Here is a 21,744-nt window from a genome sequence, read left to right as displayed (position 1 = left end):
AGTCCACCCCATGCCGGTCGTCAACCGCATCGCCGATTTTGCCACTGATATGACCGCATGGCGGCGCCATCTGCACCAGATCCCGGAGCTGGCGCTGGATCTGCCCAAGACCGCCGCATTCGTGGCCGAGCGCCTGCGCGAATTCGGTGTGGATGAGCTGCACGAGGGCATCGCTCAGACCGGCATGGTGGCGATCATCAACGGTCAGGGGCATGACGCGCCGGATGCGCCGACGATTGGCCTGCGCGCCGATATGGATGCACTGCCCATCCCCGAGGAAACCGGCGTCGAATACGTCTCGGGCCACGCGGGCAACATGCACGCCTGCGGCCATGACGGACACACCACCATGCTGCTGGGCGCAGCGAAATACCTCGCCGAGACGCGTAATTTCAGTGGCTGCGTCGCGCTGATCTTCCAACCCGCCGAAGAGGCCATCGGCGGTGCCCGTATCATGGTAGAAGAAGGCGTGATGGAGCAATTCAACATCGGCGAGGTCTACGCGCTGCACAATCTGCCGGGGCTGGCCGAGGGCAGTTTCCTGACCACGCCGGGGCCGATCATGGCGGCGGTGGATACCTTCCATGTGCGTATTCAGGGGGTTGGCGGGCACGGCGCCATGCCGCACGAGACCCGCGATCCGGTGATGGCGGCCTGCGGCATTGCCCAGGCGATACAGACCATCGTTAGTCGTAATCACTATGCGCTTCAGGATCTGGTGGTCTCGGTCACCCAGATCCATACCGGCACCGTCGACAACGTCATTCCCGACACGGCCTATATCAACGGCACCGTCCGCACCTTTGATCCCGAAGTGCAGGACATGGTGATGCGCCGCATGGAGGAGATCGTGGCGGGGCAGGCGGTCTCTTACGGCGTCGAAGCGACGCTGGATTACGAGGTCGGCTATCCCGCGACCATCAACGATGCGGACAAGGCGGATTTCGCGGTTGGCGTCGCGCGCGAAATCGTCGGCGAGGACCGGGTGGTCCCCGATGCCACCCGCGACATGGGGGCCGAGGATTTCTCTTACATGCTGAACGCCCGCCCCGGCGCCTATCTGTATATCGGCCAGGGCGATACCGCCGGGCTGCACCACCCCAAGTATGACTTTAATGATGCCATCGCGCCGGTCGGGGCGTCCTTTTTCGCCCGCCTGGTGGAGCGCGCACAACCCGCAGCGTGACCGGCTTGCAAGGGCGGGTATTCATACCACCCTCAGCAGGTGACAACATAGTTTCAGTCGGGTATTCCCGGCTGAAACGGGGTTAACAACTTGTAACGGGGCAGGCCGATGGCATTGGAAGACGCAAAGACCCAGGTGGATCAGGCTTTCACCCGCGAAGACCTGAAGGGGCTCAGCTATGAGAACACCTTTGGTGGGGCTCCGTCCTTTGCGCGCCGCCGCTACACCAAGGATCTGAACGCCGCAGATATCGCCGTTACCGGCGTGCCCTTTGATCAGGCGGTGACCAACCGCCCCGGCACCCGGCTGGGCCCGCGCGCGATCCGCGAGGCGAGCCTCTTGCAAAGCCCCGATGCCCCCTATGGCTGGGGCTTTGATCCCCTCAGCGAGCTGGCGATAGCGGATTACGGCGATTTGGCCTTTGACTATGCCAACGTCCCGGCCTTTCCCGGCACCCTGCAGGCCCATATCAAGGGCATTCTCGACAGCGACACCGCTTCGGTCACGCTGGGCGGCGATCACTACATCAGCTTTCCCATCCTGAAAGCCTATGCCGAGAAATACGGTCCGATCTCGCTGTTGCAGTTTGATGCCCATACCGACACCTGGGCCGATGATGATTTCTCGCGCGTGGATCACGGCACCATGTTCTATAAGGCGGTGAAATCGGGGATCGTGGACCCTGCGACCTCGGTTCAGGTGGGCATCCGCACCACCAACGAGGACACGCTGGGCGTCAATATCATCGACGCCCCCACCGTGCATGAGATCGGCCCGGCTGAGACTGCCCGCCGCATTAAGGACATCCTCGGCGACCGGCCGACCTATCTGACCTTTGACATCGACGGGCTGGACCCGGCCTATGCACCCGGTACCGGCACTCCGGTCTGGGGCGGGCTGACCTCGGCGCAGGTGGCGCGGATCCTGCGTGATATCGCCGGGATCAACATCAAAGGCGGCGATGTGGTGGAGGTTTCGCCTCCGTTCGATACGACCGGCGCGACGGCGATTGCGGGGGCTCATGTGGCGATGGAAATCATCTGCCTTCTGGGCTGGAATATGACAAAGAAGAATGGCTGAGCAGAGAATGGCAGAGTTCAATCAACCCATCAGTGGCAACGATCTGGCGCGGTTCTCCGGGCCCAATACCTTTATGCGGCTGCCGCAAGCGACCTCGCTGACCGGGCTGGACGTGGCGGTGCTGGGTATTCCGATGGACATCGGCACCTCCTGGCGCTCGGGCACCCGGTTTGGCCCGAAACAGATCCGCTCCGAAAGCGCGATGCTGCGGCCCTATAACATGGCCACCGGCGCGGCGCCCTTTGACAGCCTGAACATCGCCGATATCGGCGATCTGGCGATCAATACCTTTTCGCTGAAGGATTCGCTGCGCATCATTCAGGACAGCTATGCGGCGATCCTGTCGGGCTCGGCCATTCCGGTGGCCATGGGCGGCGATCATTCGATCACCCTGCCGATCCTGCGCGCCATCGCCGCGAAATATGGCCCCGTGGCGCTTGTTCATGTGGATGCCCACGCCGACGTCAACGACGAGATGTTCGGCGAAAAGGAAACCCATGGCACCGTCTTCCGCCGCGCCTATGAAGAAGGGCTGGTCGTTCCCGACAAGACCTATCAGATCGGCATTCGCGGCACTGGCTATTCGGCACAGGATTTTGCCGAGGCGCAGTCCTGGGGATTCCAGCATTTTCCGGCGCAGGAGCTGTGGGGGCGGCAGCTGCACAACATGGGTGCGGAAATTCGTCGCGATATCGGCAATAGGCCGGTCTACGTGACCTATGATATTGATAGTCTTGATCCGGCCTATGCGCCGGGCACCGGCACGCCTGAAATCGGCGGGCTGACGACACCGCAGGCGCTGGAGCTGATCCGATCCCTGAAGGGGCTCAATATCGTGGGCTGCGATCTGGTCGAGGTGTCGCCGCCCTATGATGCATCGGGCAACACGGCGCTGACGGCGGCGAACCTGCTGTACGAATTGATGTGCGTGCTGCCGGGCGTGAAGACGAAATAGGCAACCTCAGCCGCGGCGCAGGGCACCGCGGTCTGCGGTGACAGCAGACGGGGCGGGGGGAGACCAGATGGGACGTGTTATGCTGCTTGGGTGGATCGTTCTTGCTGCTGTCGTTGTGGTGCTTGGCTTCATCCGGCTGGCGCCCTCTGATCCCCTGGACTGGAACACCCAGCCGGAATTGTCCGAGGACAAGGAATTTCGCGGTGGTATCTTCCGGGTGGTGAACACAGGCCCGGACGGGCTGCGCCGGTTCGACCGTATCGCCGGGCAGGCGCCGCGCACGCAATTGCTCGCTGGCTCGGTCGAGGACCAGATGGTGACCTATGTGACCCGGACCAAGCTGTTCGGATTTCCCGATTACACCACGGCCCGGCAGGATGGGGAGTTGCTGAAGGTCTACGCTCGGCTGCGCTTTGGCCGCTCCGATCTGGGCAGCAACAAGGCCCGGATCGACAATTGGTTGTCGCAGATGGAGATGGCGGGCGACACTGCTGCGGTGGACTAGGAAACCCGCAGCTTTTTCAACCGGCAGCGATGCTCAACAAGTAGGGGGAGGCGCTCCCGCCCGTCGCAGGCGCATTGCGGAATGCGCCGCTCCCGTTGGGCCGGGCGCCGCACCAAGGTGCGGCGTGCGCACGGTTTCGCGGTCTTGCGCCTAAAGCCTCGGCAGCGGGTGGTCTGTTTCGGTTTGCGGCAACTGCGCGCCGTTCAGCGCGGCTGAAGGGCAGGCCGACTGGACCTCGCGCCACATGGGTACGTTCAGGGACATCTGGCATTGCGCCATGAAGCTGCGCCCATCGACCGAGAGACAGCGAAACTCGCCAATCTCGACCCGGCTGCCGGATTTGTCGGTGCAATAGCAATCAAGCACTTTGCCGCCCGGACCGGTGACATCCGCCTGCAGGGGCAGGGCGGTGCCGATCAGCGCGGTTGCGATAAGGAGACTGGTATAATGCATGCCCCTAGCATATCACAGGGCGCGGCCCGCGCCAAAGCGCCCCGGCGGCCCATGGCCCTTATGACAAGAACAAAATAGGCGTTCCCGATGGTACCCGAAGATCGGCTGGAGCAGATCCTGCAACGGTTTCAATACCTTGAAGCGGCGATGGCAGATGGTGCCAGCGGCGGCGATATTGCGACCCTGGCCAAGGAATATTCCGATCTGAAGCCGGTGGTTGAGCAGGTGCAAGCCTATCGCAAACTGGTGGCGGATCTGGCCGAGGCCGAAGCCATGCTGGCCGATCCCGATATGAAGGAACTGGCCGAAGAGGAAATCCCGGCGCTGAAGGCGGCGCTGCCCGAAGCGGAACATCAGCTGCAGCTGTCGCTGCTGCCCAAGGACAAGGCTGACGCGCGGCCCGCGATCCTGGAAATCCGTCCCGGCACCGGCGGCGACGAGGCGGCGCTTTTTGCGGGGGATCTGCTCCGCATGTATCAGCGCTATGCCGAGGCGCGCGGCTGGAAGTTCGAGATCCTGGAAGAACAGGCCACCGAACTGGGGGGCATCAAGGAAGTCGTGGCCCATATAAAGGGCGAGAATGTCTTTGCCCGGCTGAAGTATGAATCCGGCGTGCACCGAGTACAGCGGGTTCCCGTCACCGAATCCGGAGGTCGTATTCATACTTCGGCGGCCACCGTCGCGGTCCTGCCCGAAGCCGAGGACGTCGACATCAAAATTGATGCGAACGATCTGCGTATCGACACCATGCGGTCCTCTGGCGCGGGGGGGCAGCACGTCAACACCACGGATTCTGCGGTGCGGATCACCCACTTGCCGACCGGCACGGTTGTCACCAGCTCGGAAAAATCCCAGCACCGCAACCGCGAGATTGCCATGCAGGTGCTGCGCACGCGGCTTTATGATCTGGAGCGCCAGCGCATCGACAGCGAGCGTTCGGAAAGCCGCGCCAGCCAGGTCGGCTCGGGCGATCGCTCGGAGCGGATACGGACCTATAATTTCCCCCAGGGGCGGATGTCGGATCACCGGATCAACCTGACGCTCTATAAGCTGGATCAGATCATGCAGGGCGATCTGGATGAGATCATCGACGCGCTGACGGCGGATGATCAGGCGCGTCTTCTGGCCGAACTGGGGCAGTGACGTGACGCATTCGGGAAATACCGCAGCGCAGGCCATGGCTGCCGCAGCATCGCGGCTGCGGGCGGCCGGGGTGCCTGATCCTGCACGCGATGCACGGGTTCTTTTGGCGCATGCCGCGCGAATCGAAGCGAGTCGTGTTACACTGATCGCACCGGAAGAGCTGTCTTCTGAGATCGCCGACCGGTATGAGCAACTTGTGGCCCTGCGCGCCGTGCGCGTTCCTGTGTCGCATCTAATTGGCGAGCGGGAGTTCTACGGTCGCCGTTTCAAGGTCTCGGGCGAGGTTCTGGACCCGCGCCCGGAAACCGAAACCCTGATCGAAGCCGCGCTGTCGCGCCCCTTCAAGCGGGTGCTGGATCTGGGCACCGGGTCGGGCTGCATTCTGGTGACGCTGCTCGCCGAACAGCCGGATGCCTCTGGGCTTGGCGTCGATCTCAGCGAGGCGGCCTGCCTGCAGGCCAGCGCCAATGCGGTGCTGCACCGGGTGGCGGAGCGCGCCGATATCCGCCAGTCGGATTGGTTGCAAGACGTGAGCGGGACATTCGATCTGATCGTTTCCAACCCGCCCTATATCGCCCGGTCTGAAATGGAGGCGTTGGACCCCGAGGTTCTGGACCATGAACCGCAGATGGCCTTGACCGATGGCGGCGATGGTCTGGGCGCCTATCGCAGTATTCTGGCCGGTGTCATGCAGCATCTTGTGCCGGGGGGGCGGCTGCTGGTCGAAATCGGCCCAAGTCAGGGCGCGGATGTCGCGGATCTGTTCCACTCGGCAGGGCTGGAGGCGGTTCAGGTTCTTCCCGATCTTGATGGACGGGACCGGGTTGTTTGCGGGAATGCGCCTGCCTAGGCCGGATCGAATGGGAAAATTCGCACTTTAGAAAGAAAAAAGGTCGAAAAAGAAGCTGTGCCTCTTGTATGGGGGCGCTTAAAGTGGTTACTCAAACTGTCGCACAAAGGTGAGGGCGTTTTTCCTCCCGGCGACATCAAGCCCAAAAATGTCGATGACCCGGCGCTGAGGCGCGCTCGATTGGGTCTACGACGCTTACAATCAAGGCTGACGTTAGGCATATGAGATCGTCAAAATCACGTTCGCGTTCCAAGTCGAACCGAAATCGCCCTGCAAATGGCGCCAATGTTGTCAATCGTGTCTTTGACAGCTCTGGTCCCGAGGGCAAGGTGCGCGGAACTCCGCAGCAGATCATAGACAAGTACAACCAGCTGGCTCGCGATGCGCAGCTGAGCAATGACCGCGTTGCGGCTGAAAACTTTCAGCAGCATGCCGAGCATTACCTGCGCCTTCTGAACGAAGCGCAGCGGGAAATCGACGCGCGCCGTGAAGAGCAGGAGCGGCAGAACCGCGAACGCCAGGCCGAACGTGATCGCGAACGCGCCGAGCGGATGGAGCGTCAGGAACGCGAAGCGGCTCAGGCCAAACCCGCAGCTGATCCCGCCGATGCGCCGCAGCCCGAAGTGATCGACCCGCGCGAAGCTGGCGGTCAGGATCAGGACAGCGGTCTGGTTGAGACACCGGAAAGCGCGAGTTCCGAGGCTGCGCCGAAGAAATCTGCGCCGCGCAAACCCCGCGCGCCGCGCAAGCCCGCTGCCAAGAAGGCGCCCGAAGGGGCACAAGGCGAGGTCGCAGAACCGGCCGCAGCGGAAGGCAAAGAGGATGAGGCCAAGAAACCGGCCAAGAAGCCCACGCGCAGCCGCTCCAAGCCCAAACCGTCAGAAGACACTCCGGAAGCAGCTGAGTAAGGGCTGCAATGGGATTGGGGCAGATGTGTCCCGTTCCTGCGTCCACCCTGTGGTTCAGGTCTTTTGCGAACGAAATAGAGAACCCCGGTCGCCGATGGCGGGCCGGGGTTTTTCTTTTGCTCTGGGCTACAGGTTTGGAGCACCGTCAAATGAGTGCGTTGCCGCAGGGGCGGCGTCTTACCCGACTGGCTTCAGGCTGCGGGCCAGCGCGCAGAAGGCTTCCAGGCTGACCTGCTCGGCGCGTTCTGTTGGGGGGATGCCTGCTGCCTCCAGGTGCGCTTCGATATCCGGGGACACCCCTTTAAGGCTTGCACGCAGCATTTTTCGGCGCTGGTTGAAGGCCGCAGCCACAACACGCGACAGGGTCGCCGCATCCGCCGGGTAGCGCGGTTCGGGTAGCGCCTCCAGATGTACCACGGCGCTGCTCACCTTCGGCGGCGGGGTAAAGGCGCCTGGCGGCAGCGACAGTACGATCTGCGCCTTGGCACGCCATTGCGCCAGAATGGCGAGCCGCCCATAGGCCTTGGAGCCGGGCTGCGCCACGATGCGTTCGGCCACCTCGCGTTGGAACATCAACGTCAGGCTTTGCCAGAACGGCGGCCAGTCTTTTGGCGTAAGCCAGCGCACCAGCAATTCGGTACCGACGTTGTAGGGCAGGTTGGCTACCACCCGCACCGGCGGTGTCAGGTATTGCAGCGGGTCAATTTCAAGCGCGTCGCCATTGATCACCTGCAAACGGTCCGGATAGGCGTCTGCGATCTCCTCCAGCACCGGCAGGCAGCGGCTGTCCTTTTCCACCGCCAGCACCCGGCGCGCGCCCTCGGCCAGAAGCCCACGGGTCAGGCCACCAGGGCCAGGCCCGATCTCAAGCACATCACAACCAGTAAGGTCGCCGGCCTGGCGGGCGATCTTTGCTGTCAGGTTGAGATCCAGCAGAAAGTTCTGGCCCAGCGATTTGCGGGCGGACAGCTGATGCGTCGCGATGACCTCGCGCAGGGGGGGGAGGGTGTCGATCTGGCTCATGCCCTTCCTATGCGGCGAAATACCGGGTCAAGGCAAGGGGCAGCAGGCGCAAAGGCTGGCGGGAGCAGGCTCAGCCAGAGGTTGCCAAGGCCATGCGCTGCGCCATTTTCAGAGCTTCGATCATGCTCGACGGGTTCGCCCGACCGGTTCCGGCGATGTCAAAAGCGGTGCCATGATCCGGGGAGGTGCGGATGAACGGCAGGCCAAGGGTGACGTTGACGCCCCGGTCGAAATCCAGCGTCTTGATCGGGATCAGCGCCTGATCGTGATACATGCAGACCGCCGCATCATAGCGGGCGCGGGCGGCAGCATGAAACATGGTATCCGCCGGATGCGGCCCAGTCAGGGTCATATCCGGCGATTGCAGCTCGGCGATTAGCGGCGCGATCCACTCCAGCTCCTCGCGGCCCATGGCGCCGCCTTCACCTGCATGCGGGTTGAGCCCGGCAACAGCGATGCGCGGCTTGGAAATGCCGAACTGACGCCGCAGGCCCTCGGCGGTGATGGCGATGGTTTCGCGCAGCAGATCCGGCGTCAGGGCGCGGGGGACCTCAGAGAGGGCAATATGGATGGTTGTCGGCACCACCCTCAGCTGGTCGCTCGCCAGCATCATCACCACCCTGTCGCGCCCTGCCAAATGGGCCAGGAATTCGGTGTGGCCGGGATAGGCAAAGCTCGCGCCGTCGATCAGCGCCTTCTTGTGAATGGGGGCGGTGCAGATGGCCGAGGCCTCGCCTGCACGCACCAGCGATACGGCGGTTTCGATTGCGGCGATCACACCGGATGCATTGCGTGGGTCCGGTGTTCCGGTATTGGCGTCCCCGGCAAAAGGCACCTTCAGCACCGGCAGCGCCTGCGGGCAGATAGCTGCGGCATCCTGCGGCTGCGCAACCTCCTGATAAGGCGTGCCTGCAGGAAGGTGGCGCGGATCGCCGAGCCACAGCATGGGGCAGCTGGTCCGCAGCTCAGCCCAGGCCTTTGCTGCGATTTCAGGGCCGATACCGGCCGGTTCGCCGCAGCTGATCGCGACGGGGCGCGTATGGGTCATTTTTCTTTGATCTGGGCGTCGGCGCGCAGCTGTTCCAGATAGCTTTCGGACAGGGAATCAACCCGCTGCGCGGTCAGGGCATTGGCGACGGTTTCGCGGCTTTCTCCTTCGCCGAGTTCGGCCGTACGACCACACAGGCGCAGCAGAACCAATGTATTTCCGTTGTTGCGCGTCACTGCGGTCGAGGTTTCGCCGGGATCGAGTTTCGCAAGCTCGATCGCGATGTCGCGGTCAATCTCTGCCGGGGGCAGGCTGACACGATCCAGAACCGAAGGATCCTGCCCCTTTGCCACCCCATAAAGATCGTCGCAGGTATCTGTCTGGGAGATGATGCTTTGCGCCTTCGCCAATGTCTCGGCACTGCGCCCTCCGGGCAGGTAATAGGCGGCGTAATCGATCGCGGCATAGCGTTGCGCACGTCCTGTGACCTCGCGCAGATCGCGCATCTGGAACAGGGCAACCGCGCCTTGCAGCGGCAGCGGATCGGTCACCTCGCCGGGGCTGAGGGCCAGCACGACCTCTTGCAGCTGCGGCGGCAGTTTGGTGATCGGCATCCAGTTCAGCTGGCCACCACGTTCGCGGCTTTGGGCAGCGGAATACTGGCTGGCGGCGGCGGAAAAGGAATCATAGCTGCGCAGTTGCGAGACCTGACGCGCCAGATCCTCGACCTGTGCGGCGTTTTGTTCGTTGATCGGCAGGATCAGCTCGGACAGAAGAACCTGAACGCTGCCGGAGCCAGCCTGACCCATGGCGCGGTCGATCTCTGCCTCGGTCGGTCGGGCGCGTGACAGGAAGCGGGCACCGACCAGATCACGCCAGCCCAGCCCGACGCGGGAGAAATCGCGCACGGTTTCCGGATCGACGCCGCTTTCCTGCAGCGCCGACAGGAATTCGTTCAGCGACAGGTTGGCGCGCCCGGCCAGTTCAGTCATGCCTGCGGTGATCTCTTCTTCGCTGGGCTCAATGCCAGCCTCAGCCATGGCCGCCAGTTTCAGGCGGTCATTGATCAGCTCCTTGCGGGCCGCCTTCATCAGGTCGCCCGGAACCCGCAGCACCCCCATGAAACGGGCGCGCTGTTCGAGTTCGTAATATGTAATGACCGAGTCATCGACCGTGATGGCAGGCGAGAACAACCCCTGCGCGGCGCCAGGCACCGGCGTCAGAAGAACGGCGCAGAGCGTCAGGGCCGTGGCCGACTTGGCCGCAAACCGCAGGCCGCGATGGATCAGGGAGGCCGGAGTCCGGAGGGTCAGGTATTGCTGCATGATCGCCTGTACTTTTTGTTGCCGCTGTTCACGGAGAACCCGTTCAACGCGATGGTAAACCCAAAATCGGTCGAAGGCTCAACACTTGTTGTAGATGTATAACGCCGGTTGAGCGAAACGTCGACGGTGACGCATTCATTGCTGTAGGCAAGGCCGATACCTGCCCGCGTGGCCTGTGCATCAGAGATGTCATAGCGCAGGTTGGCGCTGGCGCGCCAGGCCGGTGAAATCTCGTAGGAGCCGTCGAACCACATTTCCGAGGTCTCTTCGCTGCGCCCTTCGGCCGGGTCGGTGCCAAGCCAGAGGTAGGTGCCTGACAACGACCCCTTTTCGTGGCGCCAATCGCCGCGGAACTCCGCCTTGGAAAAGTTCAGCGACCCGTTCAGTAGGCCGCGCGTGGTTAGCGACAGATCCTGGCTCAGCTTCAGCTGCCCTGCCATCAGGATATCTGAGGTGGTGCCGCCGAGGCCTGAGCTTTTGGTGAAGCGGGTGTCGGCATCCTGCCGGAAGATTTGTCCGACGGTGGCAAAGGCTTGCCATCCATTGACCGCGTAATGCGCCCAGTTGACCCCGTAGACCAGGGTCAGCCCGTCTTCGCGCGCATCGACAGCGGGGAAGCGCGACAGGGCCAGAAGATTGCCCTGATCGAATTCGACAAAGCCGCTTTCGTCGCCGGGCACCGCATCGCCGGTGACATCGCTCCAGCCCAGCTGGACGATGGGCTCCAGATAGGTGCGGTTGCCGGTGGTGCTAACCTTGCTCATCGGCAGGCGCAGGGTCAGGGCGCTGCGCGGCGTTAGCCGGGTTGCGGTGTTGTCAAACTTGGCGTCGTTGTAGATCGAAAACGCATCTGTCGCAGCGCCTACCTGCCACTCGGCCACCAGGCCGCTCGCGAAATGCCATTGACGGCGCCAGTCGATATCGGCGGTCACACGGGCAATGTCCCGGCCCAGCGGCAAGGCGCCGGTACTGGTCTGATCCGACTGTCGACGGTGGCCATGGGCCTCCAGCGTCAGGCGCATTTCGCCACCGATAGTCTGCGGGAAATAGCGGCGCTGGAAGGTGAGATCGGCGACGGCCGAGGGGATGAACTCCTGCTGTTCGCTGTCGCGCAGCGTCTTGTAGTGATAAAGACCGGCCCTGAACATCATGTCGCGTTGCGCCTTGGTTAGCGTCAGATCCGAGCGGAGCCGGTCAAGATCGTCGAGGCCGTAGTCGGCAAGATAGGCGTCGTCCGAGACGGTTTTTACATCGAACCCCAGGCGGACATCATGGGGCAGATCGAAACTGCCGGTCCCGAAGAAATAGCCGCGACTGTCGCCGGGTTGCAGGTCATCGCGGGTATGGGCGCCCTCGAATGTAATCGTGCCGGTACGGAACGCCTGCCTGTAGCGTGCCTCCAGCGTGCGGGTCTTGCGCGAGACATAGGGCGACAGCGTCAGGTCCCGGTGGTCACCAAGCCGGAAGAAATACGGCACTTTGACCCCGGAGCCGAGGTTCGAGGTTGTGCGCAAAGAGGGGATCAGGAAACCGGTGGCTCGCTTCAGCGTCGGATCGGGCAGGCGGATTCCTGGGAAATAGAACACCGGCACATCCAGAACCCGCAGCTGGGCGTTCTCGAAATAAAGCTGGCGTTCGAGCTGGTCATGGGTCACGCGTTCAGCCCGGATCTGCCAGAGCGGCGGGCTTCCGTCCTCGCAGACGTGACACGAAGTGACGGCGGTCTTGTACAGCTGCGTATAACGCCCGCTGACTCGCGTCATTTGCAGCGAGGCCAGCTGTAATTGCTGTTGGAACACCATGCGCGCACTGCTCAGAAGACCATTCCGCAGGTCCCGGTCCATTTCGGCGGCATTGGCAAGAATGACGATCTCGCCGCCCTGATCAATCCGGATCGGCCCCTCGATTTCCAGAGTGCCGCTGCTTTGGTCATAGGTGATCTTTTGTGCCTTGAGGCGGACGTCACCCTGAAAGGCCTCGACATGGCCGCTGGCAACCAGCGTCCGGTCCGGGGCGATGAATACCCGGTCTGCAACCAGCATTGCAGGCTGTCGCGGCGCGTCAGCGGCATTGGTGTCCTGCGCTTGCACGGGGACGGTCAGGCCCAGCCACGGCAGCAGCACGGAAAGCAAAAGGGTGCGGCGCATATTAACCGTCCTCGGCATGCAAAAGCAGGCCCATAGTCAGCAGAATCGCGGCGACCGGTGGAGCCCAAGCGGCCAAGGCCACCGGGATCTGGCCGTTCTCGCCAAGAACCTGCGCAAAGTTTCGTATGAAGTGAAGGCCAAAGCCTAGCAAGACGGCAGTGAGTACCGCCAGACCTGTGCCGCCAAAGCGGGCATGGCGCATGGTAAAGGCCGCACCGACCAACACCATGGCCACCAGGAACAGCGGCCGGGCCAGTTCGGCCTGATACCAAACCTCGTAGCGTTTGGTGGAGAACCCGGCTTCATCCAGATCGCGGATGGTGGCGGGTAGGTCATAAACCGAGATCCCGTCAGCGGTGCCAAGCGTGTCGCGGATCCGGTCGGTGGTCAGTGTGGTCGGCACCAGTAACACTTCGTGCTCAGCCGAGCTGGTTTCGGGGTTCAATCCAGCGGCCAATGGCCAGACTTTGGCCTTGGTCAGCAGCCAGTCGCCGCCCTGCAGCCGGGCGCTTTCGGCGACGATCTGACGGATTGGTGTGCCGCCGGGGGCGTAGTCGAGAATGGTGATGTCGAACAGTTTGATACTGTCGGCATCGCCGTTTCCCAGGCTGGAGTCTTGCTGCTCGCCCGCGTAGCCCGACGCGTGAATCACCGATTGCCCCTGCGGGCTACCCTGACGTAGCCACAGCCCCTCGCCGGACAGCGACAGCGCCGAGGGGCCGCCGTTGCGATAGGTTTCCGAAAGGGTTTTGAAACGGTTGGTCGTCGCCGCGACGATGGGGTTCAGGGTGCTGAGGGCCAGAATGCCTATCAGCGCGGCTACCAGAACCGGCGCGGCCAGCGCCCGAATGCCAGAGCGACCGATGGCTCTGGTCACCACCAGCTCACTGCTGCGCGCGAGCCCAACGAACAGCACGATGGTGCTGAGGATCATGATAAGCGGCAGGAATTCGTCAAAGGCGGCGGGGGCGTTCAACAGTGTCAGACCGATCAACTTACCGGCGCCGAGGTCGAGGCTGTCAAACCGGCGGATCTGCTCGTTGAGGTCGATCAGCACCACCAACGTCATTAGGACGCCAGCGATAACGAGGAACCACTGCGCAAATCTGCGTGCATAATAGAGATCGAGTTTCACGCCAGCTGCTCTCCCGGTTCAGCCCGCCGCCGCCTGCGCAGCAGGCTAGGGTGGCTGGCCAGATGCAGAAACAGCAGCGCAATGGCAAGGCCGCTCAGTGCGGGGAGATAAATCAGCGGCCAAAGATCGGGGTTCTTCAGAACGGGTTCCGAGACGATACCGCGCAGGCCCTCGACCCCGATCAGCAGCGCAAAGGCTATCAGCGCCTGCCGCCAGACCCCAAAGCGCGAAAATGTTCCCAACATCAGCGCGGAAAACCCAATCAGGGCGACCGTGACGCAGACCAGCGCCCGGGCAAACCGCAGATGCAGTTCTTCAGTGAGGGCACCCTGCGAAAAGCCTTCGCTGTCGGTGATCGCCTCTTTTGCGGTCATAAGCTCAAGACTGGAAATGGCGCGGATATTGCGGGTCGTTTGACCAATCTTTTGAGTCAGAGAGCTGATATCATAGGAAAAGTCAGAAAAGACGGTGGTCGACATCGTCTGGGTCTTGTGATCCAGCCGCTGCGCCATGCCATCCACCATGATGAGATGGGCCTTGTCGCCATCGCGCACCAGAAAGGCGCGGGCTCCGGTGTAGGTGACCGATTGCTCCGGATCGCGCCGGTCGGAAAGGAACACGTCGTTGAGAGTGCCGTCAGGGTCGATTTGCCGGATGTAGAAGGTGACGCCTTTGGCCGGGTGCAGGAATTTGCCTTCGGTCAGCAGGCGGGCTGTGACATTGCGTGACACCTCCCGTTCGCGCAGCGCAAGCTGGTTGATCGAGGACGGCAACAGGAAATGCGTCAGCACTGACATCATCAGCGCGGTAATGATGCCAAAAGCCAGCGCCGGGCGGGCCATTTGCCAAGGGCTGGTTCCCGTCGCGCGCAGCACGGTCAGCTCGCTTTCATTGTGCAGCCGGTTGGTCACCCAGACCGAGGCGGCAAAGGCGGCGACTGGCAGCACCATGCGGATCAGATTCGGCAGCGTCAGGGCGGTGAATTCCAGGAAGACCAGCGCTGACTGCCCGTCTCCGATCAGCCGGTCGAACAGCACCACGGCCCGGTTCACCCAGAACACAGCTACAAGGATGAGCGCAAAGAAGCCGAAGAACAGCAGGTATTGCGACAGCACATATCTGTCGTAGCGTGACACCTGATCCCCCCAGATCTTGCGGTTGTGATTGCGCCGCAGCTTAAAGGATTTGTCCGGCGGGGAAAACTGCAATCTGCACAGCCGACAGGCAATGATCAAAGCCGGGCGCGGCGTGCAATCCGCAGGGCTGGTCAAGCCGTCAAGCACAGGGTAGCTGTTGCAAAACCATGTAAAAGACCGACAGGAGCCCATGCGATGAGCACTCTGACCCCGATCCGTTTTGATGACTATGATCCCAAGACCCTGGCCGAAATGACTGGCCATGTCGCGGTTCTGGTGACGCCGGAGGGGACAATGGATCAGGCGGCGCGTACCGCCAACCGTCTGGGCAAGGGTGGCATTGCCCGGCTGATCGAATCGGAAGGGTTCAAGAAGGCAAAAACCGGCTCGGTGATCACCATGGCCTGGCCTGCTGGCCTCGCCGCTGAGGCACTTCATGTACTGGTGCTGCCCAAACGCGCCAGCCAGACCGAGGCCCGAAAGGCCGGCGCTGAACTGGCAAAACGCGCAGGCGGCAAGGCGCTTACCGTTATGGCGGGTCCGATGCCTCGGGCGGCAGATCTGGCGCTGGGGCTGGCGCTGCGGGCCTATGGGTTTGATCAGCACAAGACCGCTGCCGATGAGGCACCGAAGGGGGAAGTGGTGATCGCGCATAAATCACCGGAGGAGATGGCGACGGCTTTCGCTCCGCTCCTGGCGGTGGCTGAAGGCGTGCATATGACCCGCGATCTGATCAACGAGCCGGCGAACGTGCTGACCACCACCGAGTTCGCGCGCCGGATCGAAGAGCTTTCCGATATCGGTCTTGAGGTCGAGATCCTCGACGAGGCAGCGCTTGCAGAGCTGGGCATGCATTGCCTCCTGTCGGTGGGGCAGGGATCGGACAGCCCGTCCAAAGTCGCCGTCATGCAATGGAAGGGCGGCCCGAGCGATGCCGCGCCGCTGGCGTTGGTGGGCAAGGGGGTTGTGTTTGACACTGGTGGTATCTCGCTGAAACCGGCTGCAGGCATGGAAGACATGACCATGGATATGGGCGGCGCCGGAGTTGTGACCGGTACCATGAAGGCGCTGGCCCTGCGCAAGGCAAAGGCCAATGTGGTGGGTCTGGTTGGTCTGGTCGAGAATATGCCATCGGGCAACGCCACCCGGCCCGGCGATGTGGTGAAGACGATGAAGGGCGATACGGTTGAGGTCATCAATACCGATGCCGAAGGTCGTCTGGTTCTGTGCGACGTGCTCTGGTACGCGCAGGAGCGGTTCAAACCGGCGGGCGTGATCGATCTGGCCACCCTGACGGGTGCGATCATCATCGGTCTTGGCCACGAAAACGCTGGCGTCTTCTCCAATGATGACAGCCTGTGCAACGGTTTCCTGAAATCCGCCGCAGCCGAGGATGAAGGCGCATGGCGTCTGCCTCTGGGGCAAGCCTATGATGATCAGCTGAAATCGCGCATTGCCGATATGAAAAACGTCGGCGGCCGTCCTGCAGGTTCGATCACCGCCGCTCAGTTCCTGCAACGGTTCATTCAGGACGGCATGCCGTGGATCCATCTGGATATCGCGGGCGTCGCCTCGGTTAAGACCGAAACCGCCTATGCACCCAAAGGGGCGACGGGCTGGGGCGTCATGGCGCTGAACCGGCTGGTGCAGGACCGGTTCGAGGCCGAATGACACAGCCATGGGGGCCGCCTATTTCTATCATCTGACGCGCAGGCCACTGCAGGATACGCTGCCGGTGCTGCTGGATAAGGCGCGCGGCGCAGGCTGGCGTATTGCTGTGCGGGGCCAAAGCCCGGATCGCATGGCCTGGCTGGATGAACGCCTGTGGCTGGGGGGCGATGACGCCTTCCTGCCGCACGGGCTGGCGGGCGGTCCACATGATGCGTTGCAGCCTATCCTGCTGACCACCGAAGCCGAGGCGGCAAACACGCCCAGCTGCGTCATGGCGGTGGATGGGGCAGCGGTTTCACCAGAAGAGGTGCAGGCGCTGGAGCGCGTCTGTATCCTGTTTGATGGTACCGACCCCGAGGCGGTGCAGCATGCCCGTGTGCAGTGGAAAACCCTGACCGATGCAGGCTGTTCGGCGCAATACTGGTCCGAAGAAAGCGGGCGCTGGGAAAAGAAGGCTGAGAAGTGATACTTTCCCGCCGGAGCGCCGAGATCTAGGAAGCGCGGGACTGTTTGTCCTTGGTCCAGAGCAGGAAGTCGGAGTGCACTGTCACTTCGGCAAAATGGGGCTTGGGTTTACCAAAGAGGTAGCCCTGCAGATAGGTGACGCCGATGGCGTGCAGCAGGCGGGCCTGTTCAACGGTTTCTACCCCTTCGGCCACGGTATGCACACCGAACCGTTCAGCAATCATGACGCTGCCTTCGATGATGGCGCAGCGTTGATCGTCGATCTGCTGAACAAAGGATTTGTCGATCTTAAGCGCCGAAATAGGCATTTCGTGCAAGCGTGACAGCGAGGAATAGCCGGTGCCGAAATCGTCGATGTGAACTTCGATGCCCTTGGCGTGCAGTGCATTTAGAACCGCGATGATCTGGTTTTGATTCCGGGCGTCAAAAATCGTTTCTGTCACCTCAAGGATCAGCGATCGGGCGGACAGGCCGTATTTTTCAAGGTAACCCAGAATGAAGTCTGCGAACCCGGGCACAACCAGCTGCCGCAGCGAGATATTGAGCGCCAGTTTCACATGTGAATCGCGTCCAAGTTCTTCGGTGTAGGTCGAGAGTGCCGTATCCAGCACATATTCGCCGATGCGGACGATCTCGCCGATGTCTTCGGCGATGGGAATAAACTCTTCCGGGCTGACACGGCCAAGGATCGGATTGTCCCAGCGCAGCAGAACCTCGTACGAATGCAACGAGAAATCATCCGCATGCACGAGCGGTTGAAAGGCCAGGTGCATTTCATTGGCAGGCACCGCGTGTTTCAGGCGCTGGGCAATGATCAGGTGGCGCTCTTTTTCTTCAACCAGCTCTTTGGAGAACAGCAGCGTGTTGCCGCGTCCGGTTCGCTTGATCTCTCCGGCGGCTAGATCCGCAGATCTGATCGCCTCGCTGACTGCGACCGGACGGGGGCGCGAGACGGCGAGACCGGCGCTGAACCCCACGGTGACCTCCTGGCTGGAGAAGATGATGGGCTTTTCGATAATGGCGCGCAGTTGTTCGGTGAATTCATAGCCGATGTCGATGCAGCGCTCTTCAGGCACCGCAACCAATCCTACGAATTCGTCGCCGCCCCAACGGCAGAAGGCCGCGTGTTCCGGCGCGGCGTCAGCCAGACGTTCGCCGATTTCTGCAAGGGCGCAGTCCCCGGTGGCATGGCCCATGCCGTCGTTGATCTGCTTGAACCGGTCCAGATCGATGAAGATCACCACAAATGCATATCCGTCAGGGATATTGGGTTGCTGATCCTCCACCCATTGAATGATGCCACGGCGATTATACAGCTGGGTCAAGCTGTCATGTTCCGCCAGCCGTTTCAGGTCTCGGGTGCGTTTCTTGACCCGGTCTTCCAGCGTTGCATTGAGTTCGGTCAGGGCTTCCTGCTGGACGCGCAGGTCCTGCACCAGTTCGTGATTGCGCAGTTGCAGGCGGATCGAATGGCGTAGGATATTGTAGTTGCGTTGGTGTGTGACCAACATGACGGCCATGAAGACGGCAACCAAAGTGGCGAGAGCGAATTCCGGCACAGGCTGCAGGCACAGTTCTGCAATGATCAGCGTCAGCAGGGTGGCGATATAGATACGGCCCGTGTTTGCCATCGGCGCGAGCACCCCGGTCGCCCCGGAGGCCATGGCAGAGACGACGATGACGGTGAAATACTTCAGGTCCTGATTGCCGCTTTGCAGGGCAGCATGCAGTAGGCCTCCCCAGATCAGACTGCCAAGAAATGTGCCGAGGAAATAACGCCGACTGGCACCAACTGCCAGAGATGAGCCAGGATCGGTTTCCTGCGACAGGTGCCTTTCGTCCCGCGCTGCCAGGATCGTCCGGCCAATGGACAGCGTCAGCAGACAGGCGGTCAGAGTATCGACCAAGGTGCTGCCTTGCCCCGTGTACTGGAACTGGGCGTAAACGCCCAGGACGCAGGCGACGTTCACGAAGAGATTGGACAGATGGTTGCGATAGGCGTGCTTAAGGAGGCTCAGCCCGATCCGCTGTTCCTGCGCTTGACAGTCCCTTTCGGCTCCGGCGGCTCCACCGTCTCCTTCTGGGCTATGTTGCGGAAACTGTTCCGTCACCTCGTCCAACCTTCGCACTGCGCCTTGGCAGACCCTGCCTTGCGCCGGACAATTCCGGACCTGTTACGTCCTGAACCGCCTCCTGTGACCAGCCCGCGTCAATACCGCTTGGCACGGGCCATACCAATGTCTTGCTAAGTGTCGGGGGTTACTTTTGTGTTTATATTCAGCAATTCATATGCGGGGCAGAGCGCAGGCTCCGCATCTGACGTGACGGCACTGGCGCGCCGCTCACCGGGGGCGGCGCGCAAGCGCGCTAAATTGGTCGCTATCAGCCGTAGTGGGCGACGGGCGTACCGGCAATTGCCGCCATGTTCAAAAGCCCCCGTGCGGTGATCGACGGGCTGACGATATGGGCGCGGTTGCCCATGCCCATCAGGATGGGGCCGACCTCCAGCCCGTCCGAGCGCATTTTCAGTATGTTGCGCACGCCACTGGCAGCATCCGCATGGGCAAAGACCAGCACATTGGCGGCGCCTTCCAGCCGGGAATTGGGGAAGATCCGCCCGCGCAACTCAGGATCCAGCGCGGTGTCGATGTTCATTTCGCCTTCGTAGATGAAATCGCGTGGCTTATCGTCCAGAATGTCTATGGCGTCGCGCAGCCGGGCACCGGTGTCGCAATCGATATTGCCGAACTGAGATTGCGAGCACAGGGCAATTTTGGGCTCCAGACCAAAGCGGCGCACGTGGCGGGCGGCCCCCATTACGGTCTGGGCGATCTGCTCGGGGGTGGGTTCGATCCGCACCTGGGTGTCGGCGATGAACAGCGGGCCGTCCTCAAGGATCATCATCGACAGGGCGCCATGCGGTGCATAGGTGCCGCCGCCCAGAACCTGGGTCACATAGTTAAGGTGCCAGCGGTATTCGCCAAAGGTGCCGCAGATCAGGCTGTCCGCCTCGCCGCGGTGCACCATGATGGCGCCGATGGCCGTGGTATTGGTGCGCATGATCGCCTTGGCCAGATCCGGGGTCACGCCCTTGCGCTGCATCAGCTTGTGATAGCTGTTCCAGTAATCGTAATAGCGCGGATCGTTCTCCGGGTTGACGATCTGGAAATCGCTGCCGGGTCGGATGCGCAGGCCCATCTTCTCGCAGCGTGCCTCGATCACATCGGGGCGGCCGATCAGGATCGGGGTTTCGGTGGTCTCTTCCAGTACCTCCTGCGCGGCGCGCAGCACCCGTTCATCCTCGCCCTCGGCAAAGACGATGCGGCGGGCGGCAGCGCGGGCGGCTTCGAACACCGGTTTCATCAACAGCGCCGATTTGAACACGGTCTGGTTCAGTTGGGCGCGATAGGCGGTCAGATCCGCGATCGGGCGGGTGGCAACGCCGCTTTTCATTGCGGCGCTGGCCACGGCAGAGGAGACAACCCCCACAAGGCGCGGATCAAAGGGTTTCGGGATCAGGTAGTCGGCGCCGAATGTCAGCTGTTCGCCCTGATAAGCCGCTGCCGCCTCGGCCGAGGTGGTCCGGCGCGCCAGTTCCGCGATGCCTTCGACGCAGGCGATCTGCATTTCGTCGTTGATCTCGGTCGCGCCGACGTCCAGCGCGCCGCGGAAGATGAACGGGAAACACAGGACGTTGTTGACCTGATTGGGGAAATCGCTGCGCCCGGTGGCGATGATGGCATCGGGGGCAACCTTGCGGGCCTCATCGGGCATGATTTCCGGCGTCGGGTTGGCAAGGGCAAAGATGATCGGTCGCTTGGCCATCTGGGCGACGTGATCCGGTTTCAAAACATTGGGACCGGAGAGGCCGAGGAACAGATCGGCGCCGTCGATCACATCCTCCAGTGTGCGCAGATCGGTTTTCTGGGCAAAGGCGGCTTTCATCGGGTTCATGTCTTCGGTGCGGCCTTCGTAGACCAGACCATGAAGGTCACAGAGCCAGATGTTTTCCCGTTTGACGCCCAGTTTCATCAGCATGTTGAGGCAGGCAATGCCCGCTGCGCCGCCGCCGGTCGAGACGACCTTGATGTCCTCGAAGGATTTCTTTGCCACATGCAGCGCGTTGCGGGCGGCGGCCCCCACCACGATTGCGGTGCCGTGCTGGTCGTCGTGGAACACCGGAATGCCCATTCGCTCGCGGCAGATCTTCTCGACGATGAAGCAATCGGGCGCCTTGATGTCTTCCAGGTTGATGGCGCCGAATGTCGGTTCCAGCGCGCAGACCAGATCGGCCAGCTTCTCCGGATCGCTTTCGTTCAGCTCCAGGTCGAAACAGTCGATGCCGGCGAAATTCTTGAACAGAACCGCCTTGCCTTCCATCACCGGTTTCGAGGCGAGCGGGCCGATATTGCCCAGCCCCAGAACCGCGGTGCCGTTGGTGACAACCGCCACCAGGTTGCCGCGCGAGGTATAGCGCGCGGCGGTGCCTGCCTCTGCTTTGATCTCAAGGCAGGCCTCGGCGACGCCGGGGGAGTAGGCCCGCGCCAGATCGCGGCCATTGGCCATCGGTTTGGTCGCACGGATCTCCAGCTTACCGGGGCGGGGGAATTCGTGATAGCGCAGCGCGGCGTCGCGCAGGTTCGGGGTATCGGACATGGGGCCCTCCAAAACTGATAGTTTAGCGTTAAACTATATTGCGCCGGAGGGGAACAGGGTTTTCGGGGTGGTCTCGGCGGCGGGCGGATCCTTGCATATTTTATCCAATCGGATCACT

General features: G+C 62.1%; 18 protein-coding genes. 9 read left to right on the top strand and 9 right to left on the bottom strand.

Annotated features, from left to right (window positions below; genetic code table 11):
- Positions 1–10: 10 nt before the first annotated feature.
- The 4 genes from SM764_RS11265 to SM764_RS11250 all read left to right on the top strand — a co-directional run bounded on the left by SM764_RS11265 (position 11) and on the right by SM764_RS11250 (position 3,726).
- Positions 11–1,186 carry a M20 aminoacylase family protein gene (locus SM764_RS11265; RefSeq protein WP_369001813.1) on the top strand — a complete coding sequence of 392 codons (1,176 nt, stop codon included), beginning with the start codon at positions 11–13 and terminating at the stop codon, positions 1,184–1,186.
- Between the two features lie 108 nt (positions 1,187–1,294).
- Entirely contained in the window at positions 1,295–2,266 is a 972-nt protein-coding gene (speB, locus tag SM764_RS11260; protein WP_274833723.1) for an agmatinase, read from the top strand.
- 7 nt (positions 2,267–2,273) lie between these two features.
- Positions 2,274–3,221, top strand: coding sequence for an agmatinase (gene speB / locus SM764_RS11255; protein ID WP_274828932.1), 948 nt, complete (start codon positions 2,274–2,276; stop codon positions 3,219–3,221).
- 67 nt (positions 3,222–3,288) lie between these two features.
- Positions 3,289–3,726, top strand: a complete 438-nt coding sequence (locus SM764_RS11250) for a DUF1499 domain-containing protein (protein WP_065273270.1) — start codon at positions 3,289–3,291, stop codon at positions 3,724–3,726.
- Positions 3,727–3,876: 150 nt separating this feature from the next.
- Here the strand turns inward: SM764_RS11250 and SM764_RS11245 are convergent, their stop codons facing one another.
- Entirely contained in the window at positions 3,877–4,179 is a 303-nt protein-coding gene (locus SM764_RS11245; protein WP_369001812.1) for a hypothetical protein, read from the bottom strand.
- Positions 4,180–4,266: 87 nt separating this feature from the next.
- Between SM764_RS11245 and prfA the strand changes: the two genes are divergently transcribed.
- From prfA to SM764_RS11230, 3 genes are all read left to right on the top strand, one after another.
- On the top strand, positions 4,267–5,322 hold the full coding sequence (gene prfA / locus SM764_RS11240) for a peptide chain release factor 1 (RefSeq protein WP_065273272.1): 1,056 nt from the start codon (positions 4,267–4,269) through the stop codon (positions 5,320–5,322).
- Positions 5,285–6,172, top strand: a complete 888-nt coding sequence (gene prmC, locus SM764_RS11235) for a peptide chain release factor N(5)-glutamine methyltransferase (protein WP_369001811.1) — start codon at positions 5,285–5,287, stop codon at positions 6,170–6,172. Before prfA ends, prmC begins: the two co-directional genes overlap by 38 nt.
- Positions 6,173–6,393: 221 nt before the next feature.
- Positions 6,394–7,080 (top strand): DUF4167 domain-containing protein, encoded by a 687-nt coding sequence (locus SM764_RS11230; protein WP_274828494.1) that lies wholly within the window; start codon positions 6,394–6,396, stop codon positions 7,078–7,080.
- Positions 7,081–7,257: 177 nt separating this feature from the next.
- Here SM764_RS11230 and rsmA read toward each other — a convergent pair whose 3' ends face one another.
- The 6 genes from rsmA to lptF all read right to left on the bottom strand — a co-directional run bounded on the left by rsmA (position 7,258) and on the right by lptF (position 14,834).
- Positions 7,258–8,103, bottom strand: coding sequence for a 16S rRNA (adenine(1518)-N(6)/adenine(1519)-N(6))-dimethyltransferase RsmA (gene rsmA, locus SM764_RS11225; RefSeq protein ID WP_274828493.1), 846 nt, complete (start codon positions 8,101–8,103; stop codon positions 7,258–7,260).
- Positions 8,104–8,173: 70 nt separating this feature from the next.
- A complete protein-coding gene (gene pdxA / locus SM764_RS11220) occupies positions 8,174–9,151 on the bottom strand; it encodes a 4-hydroxythreonine-4-phosphate dehydrogenase PdxA (RefSeq protein ID WP_369001810.1) in 978 nt (325 codons plus the stop codon).
- The gene (locus SM764_RS11215; protein ID WP_065273277.1) at positions 9,148–10,416 is read right to left on the bottom strand and encodes a peptidylprolyl isomerase; all 1,269 of its coding nucleotides are present in this window, start codon (positions 10,414–10,416) and stop codon (positions 9,148–9,150) included. The genes pdxA and SM764_RS11215 overlap by 4 nt, the downstream gene beginning before the upstream one ends.
- Positions 10,401–12,563, bottom strand: coding sequence for an LPS-assembly protein LptD (locus SM764_RS11210; protein WP_369001809.1), 2,163 nt, complete (start codon positions 12,561–12,563; stop codon positions 10,401–10,403). The genes SM764_RS11215 and SM764_RS11210 overlap by 16 nt, the downstream gene beginning before the upstream one ends.
- A gap of 1 nt (position 12,564) precedes the next feature.
- Positions 12,565–13,698, bottom strand: coding sequence for an LPS export ABC transporter permease LptG (lptG, locus tag SM764_RS11205; protein WP_065273279.1), 1,134 nt, complete (start codon positions 13,696–13,698; stop codon positions 12,565–12,567).
- Positions 13,695–14,834 carry an LPS export ABC transporter permease LptF gene (gene lptF, locus SM764_RS11200; RefSeq protein ID WP_369001903.1) on the bottom strand — a complete coding sequence of 380 codons (1,140 nt, stop codon included), beginning with the start codon at positions 14,832–14,834 and terminating at the stop codon, positions 13,695–13,697. Before lptF ends, lptG begins: the two co-directional genes overlap by 4 nt.
- A 195-nt stretch (positions 14,835–15,029) precedes the next feature.
- Between lptF and SM764_RS11195 the strand changes: the two genes are divergently transcribed.
- A complete protein-coding gene (locus SM764_RS11195) occupies positions 15,030–16,505 on the top strand; it encodes a leucyl aminopeptidase (protein ID WP_274833738.1) in 1,476 nt (491 codons plus the stop codon).
- A 7-nt stretch (positions 16,506–16,512) separates the two neighbouring features.
- Positions 16,513–16,971, top strand: coding sequence for a DNA polymerase III subunit chi (locus SM764_RS11190; protein ID WP_065273281.1), 459 nt, complete (start codon positions 16,513–16,515; stop codon positions 16,969–16,971).
- Positions 16,972–16,996: 25 nt separating this feature from the next.
- On the opposite strand, the gene SM764_RS11185 is transcribed toward SM764_RS11190, so the two are convergent.
- Together SM764_RS11185 and SM764_RS11180 are read right to left on the bottom strand one after the other, a co-directional pair.
- Positions 16,997–19,081, bottom strand: coding sequence for a putative bifunctional diguanylate cyclase/phosphodiesterase (locus tag SM764_RS11185; RefSeq protein WP_274831175.1), 2,085 nt, complete (start codon positions 19,079–19,081; stop codon positions 16,997–16,999).
- Positions 19,082–19,352: 271 nt separating this feature from the next.
- Positions 19,353–21,626 carry an NADP-dependent malic enzyme gene (locus SM764_RS11180; RefSeq protein ID WP_274868774.1) on the bottom strand — a complete coding sequence of 758 codons (2,274 nt, stop codon included), beginning with the start codon at positions 21,624–21,626 and terminating at the stop codon, positions 19,353–19,355.
- Positions 21,627–21,744: the final 118 nt, after the last annotated feature.

The organism is Pseudophaeobacter sp. 1A16562 (assembly GCF_041008785.1).
In the GTDB taxonomy this organism is placed as follows: Bacteria; Pseudomonadota; Alphaproteobacteria; order Rhodobacterales; family Rhodobacteraceae; genus Phycobacter; species Phycobacter gallaeciensis_A.
This window is presented reverse-complemented; position numbering and strand designations above follow the sequence as displayed.

Coding starts and splice junctions, on each gene's coding strand:
- SM764_RS11190 (WP_065273281.1), top strand. CDS start 16,513: ATGGGGGCCGCCTATTTCTATCATCTGACGCGCAGGCCACTGCAGGAT.
- SM764_RS11265 (WP_369001813.1), top strand. CDS start 11: ATGCCGGTCGTCAACCGCATCGCCGATTTTGCCACTGATATGACCGCA.
- SM764_RS11215 (WP_065273277.1), bottom strand. CDS start 10,416: ATGCAGCAATACCTGACCCTCCGGACTCCGGCCTCCCTGATCCATCGC.
- SM764_RS11250 (WP_065273270.1), top strand. CDS start 3,289: ATGGGACGTGTTATGCTGCTTGGGTGGATCGTTCTTGCTGCTGTCGTT.
- prmC (WP_369001811.1), top strand. CDS start 5,285: ATGATCAGGCGCGTCTTCTGGCCGAACTGGGGCAGTGACGTGACGCAT.
- SM764_RS11230 (WP_274828494.1), top strand. CDS start 6,394: ATGAGATCGTCAAAATCACGTTCGCGTTCCAAGTCGAACCGAAATCGC.
- speB (WP_274828932.1), top strand. CDS start 2,274: ATGGCAGAGTTCAATCAACCCATCAGTGGCAACGATCTGGCGCGGTTC.
- SM764_RS11180 (WP_274868774.1), bottom strand. CDS start 21,626: ATGTCCGATACCCCGAACCTGCGCGACGCCGCGCTGCGCTATCACGAA.
- SM764_RS11210 (WP_369001809.1), bottom strand. CDS start 12,563: ATGCGCCGCACCCTTTTGCTTTCCGTGCTGCTGCCGTGGCTGGGCCTG.
- rsmA (WP_274828493.1), bottom strand. CDS start 8,103: ATGAGCCAGATCGACACCCTCCCCCCCCTGCGCGAGGTCATCGCGACG.
- pdxA (WP_369001810.1), bottom strand. CDS start 9,151: ATGACCCATACGCGCCCCGTCGCGATCAGCTGCGGCGAACCGGCCGGT.
- SM764_RS11245 (WP_369001812.1), bottom strand. CDS start 4,179: ATGCATTATACCAGTCTCCTTATCGCAACCGCGCTGATCGGCACCGCC.
- prfA (WP_065273272.1), top strand. CDS start 4,267: ATGGTACCCGAAGATCGGCTGGAGCAGATCCTGCAACGGTTTCAATAC.
- SM764_RS11195 (WP_274833738.1), top strand. CDS start 15,030: ATGAGCACTCTGACCCCGATCCGTTTTGATGACTATGATCCCAAGACC.
- speB (WP_274833723.1), top strand. CDS start 1,295: ATGGCATTGGAAGACGCAAAGACCCAGGTGGATCAGGCTTTCACCCGC.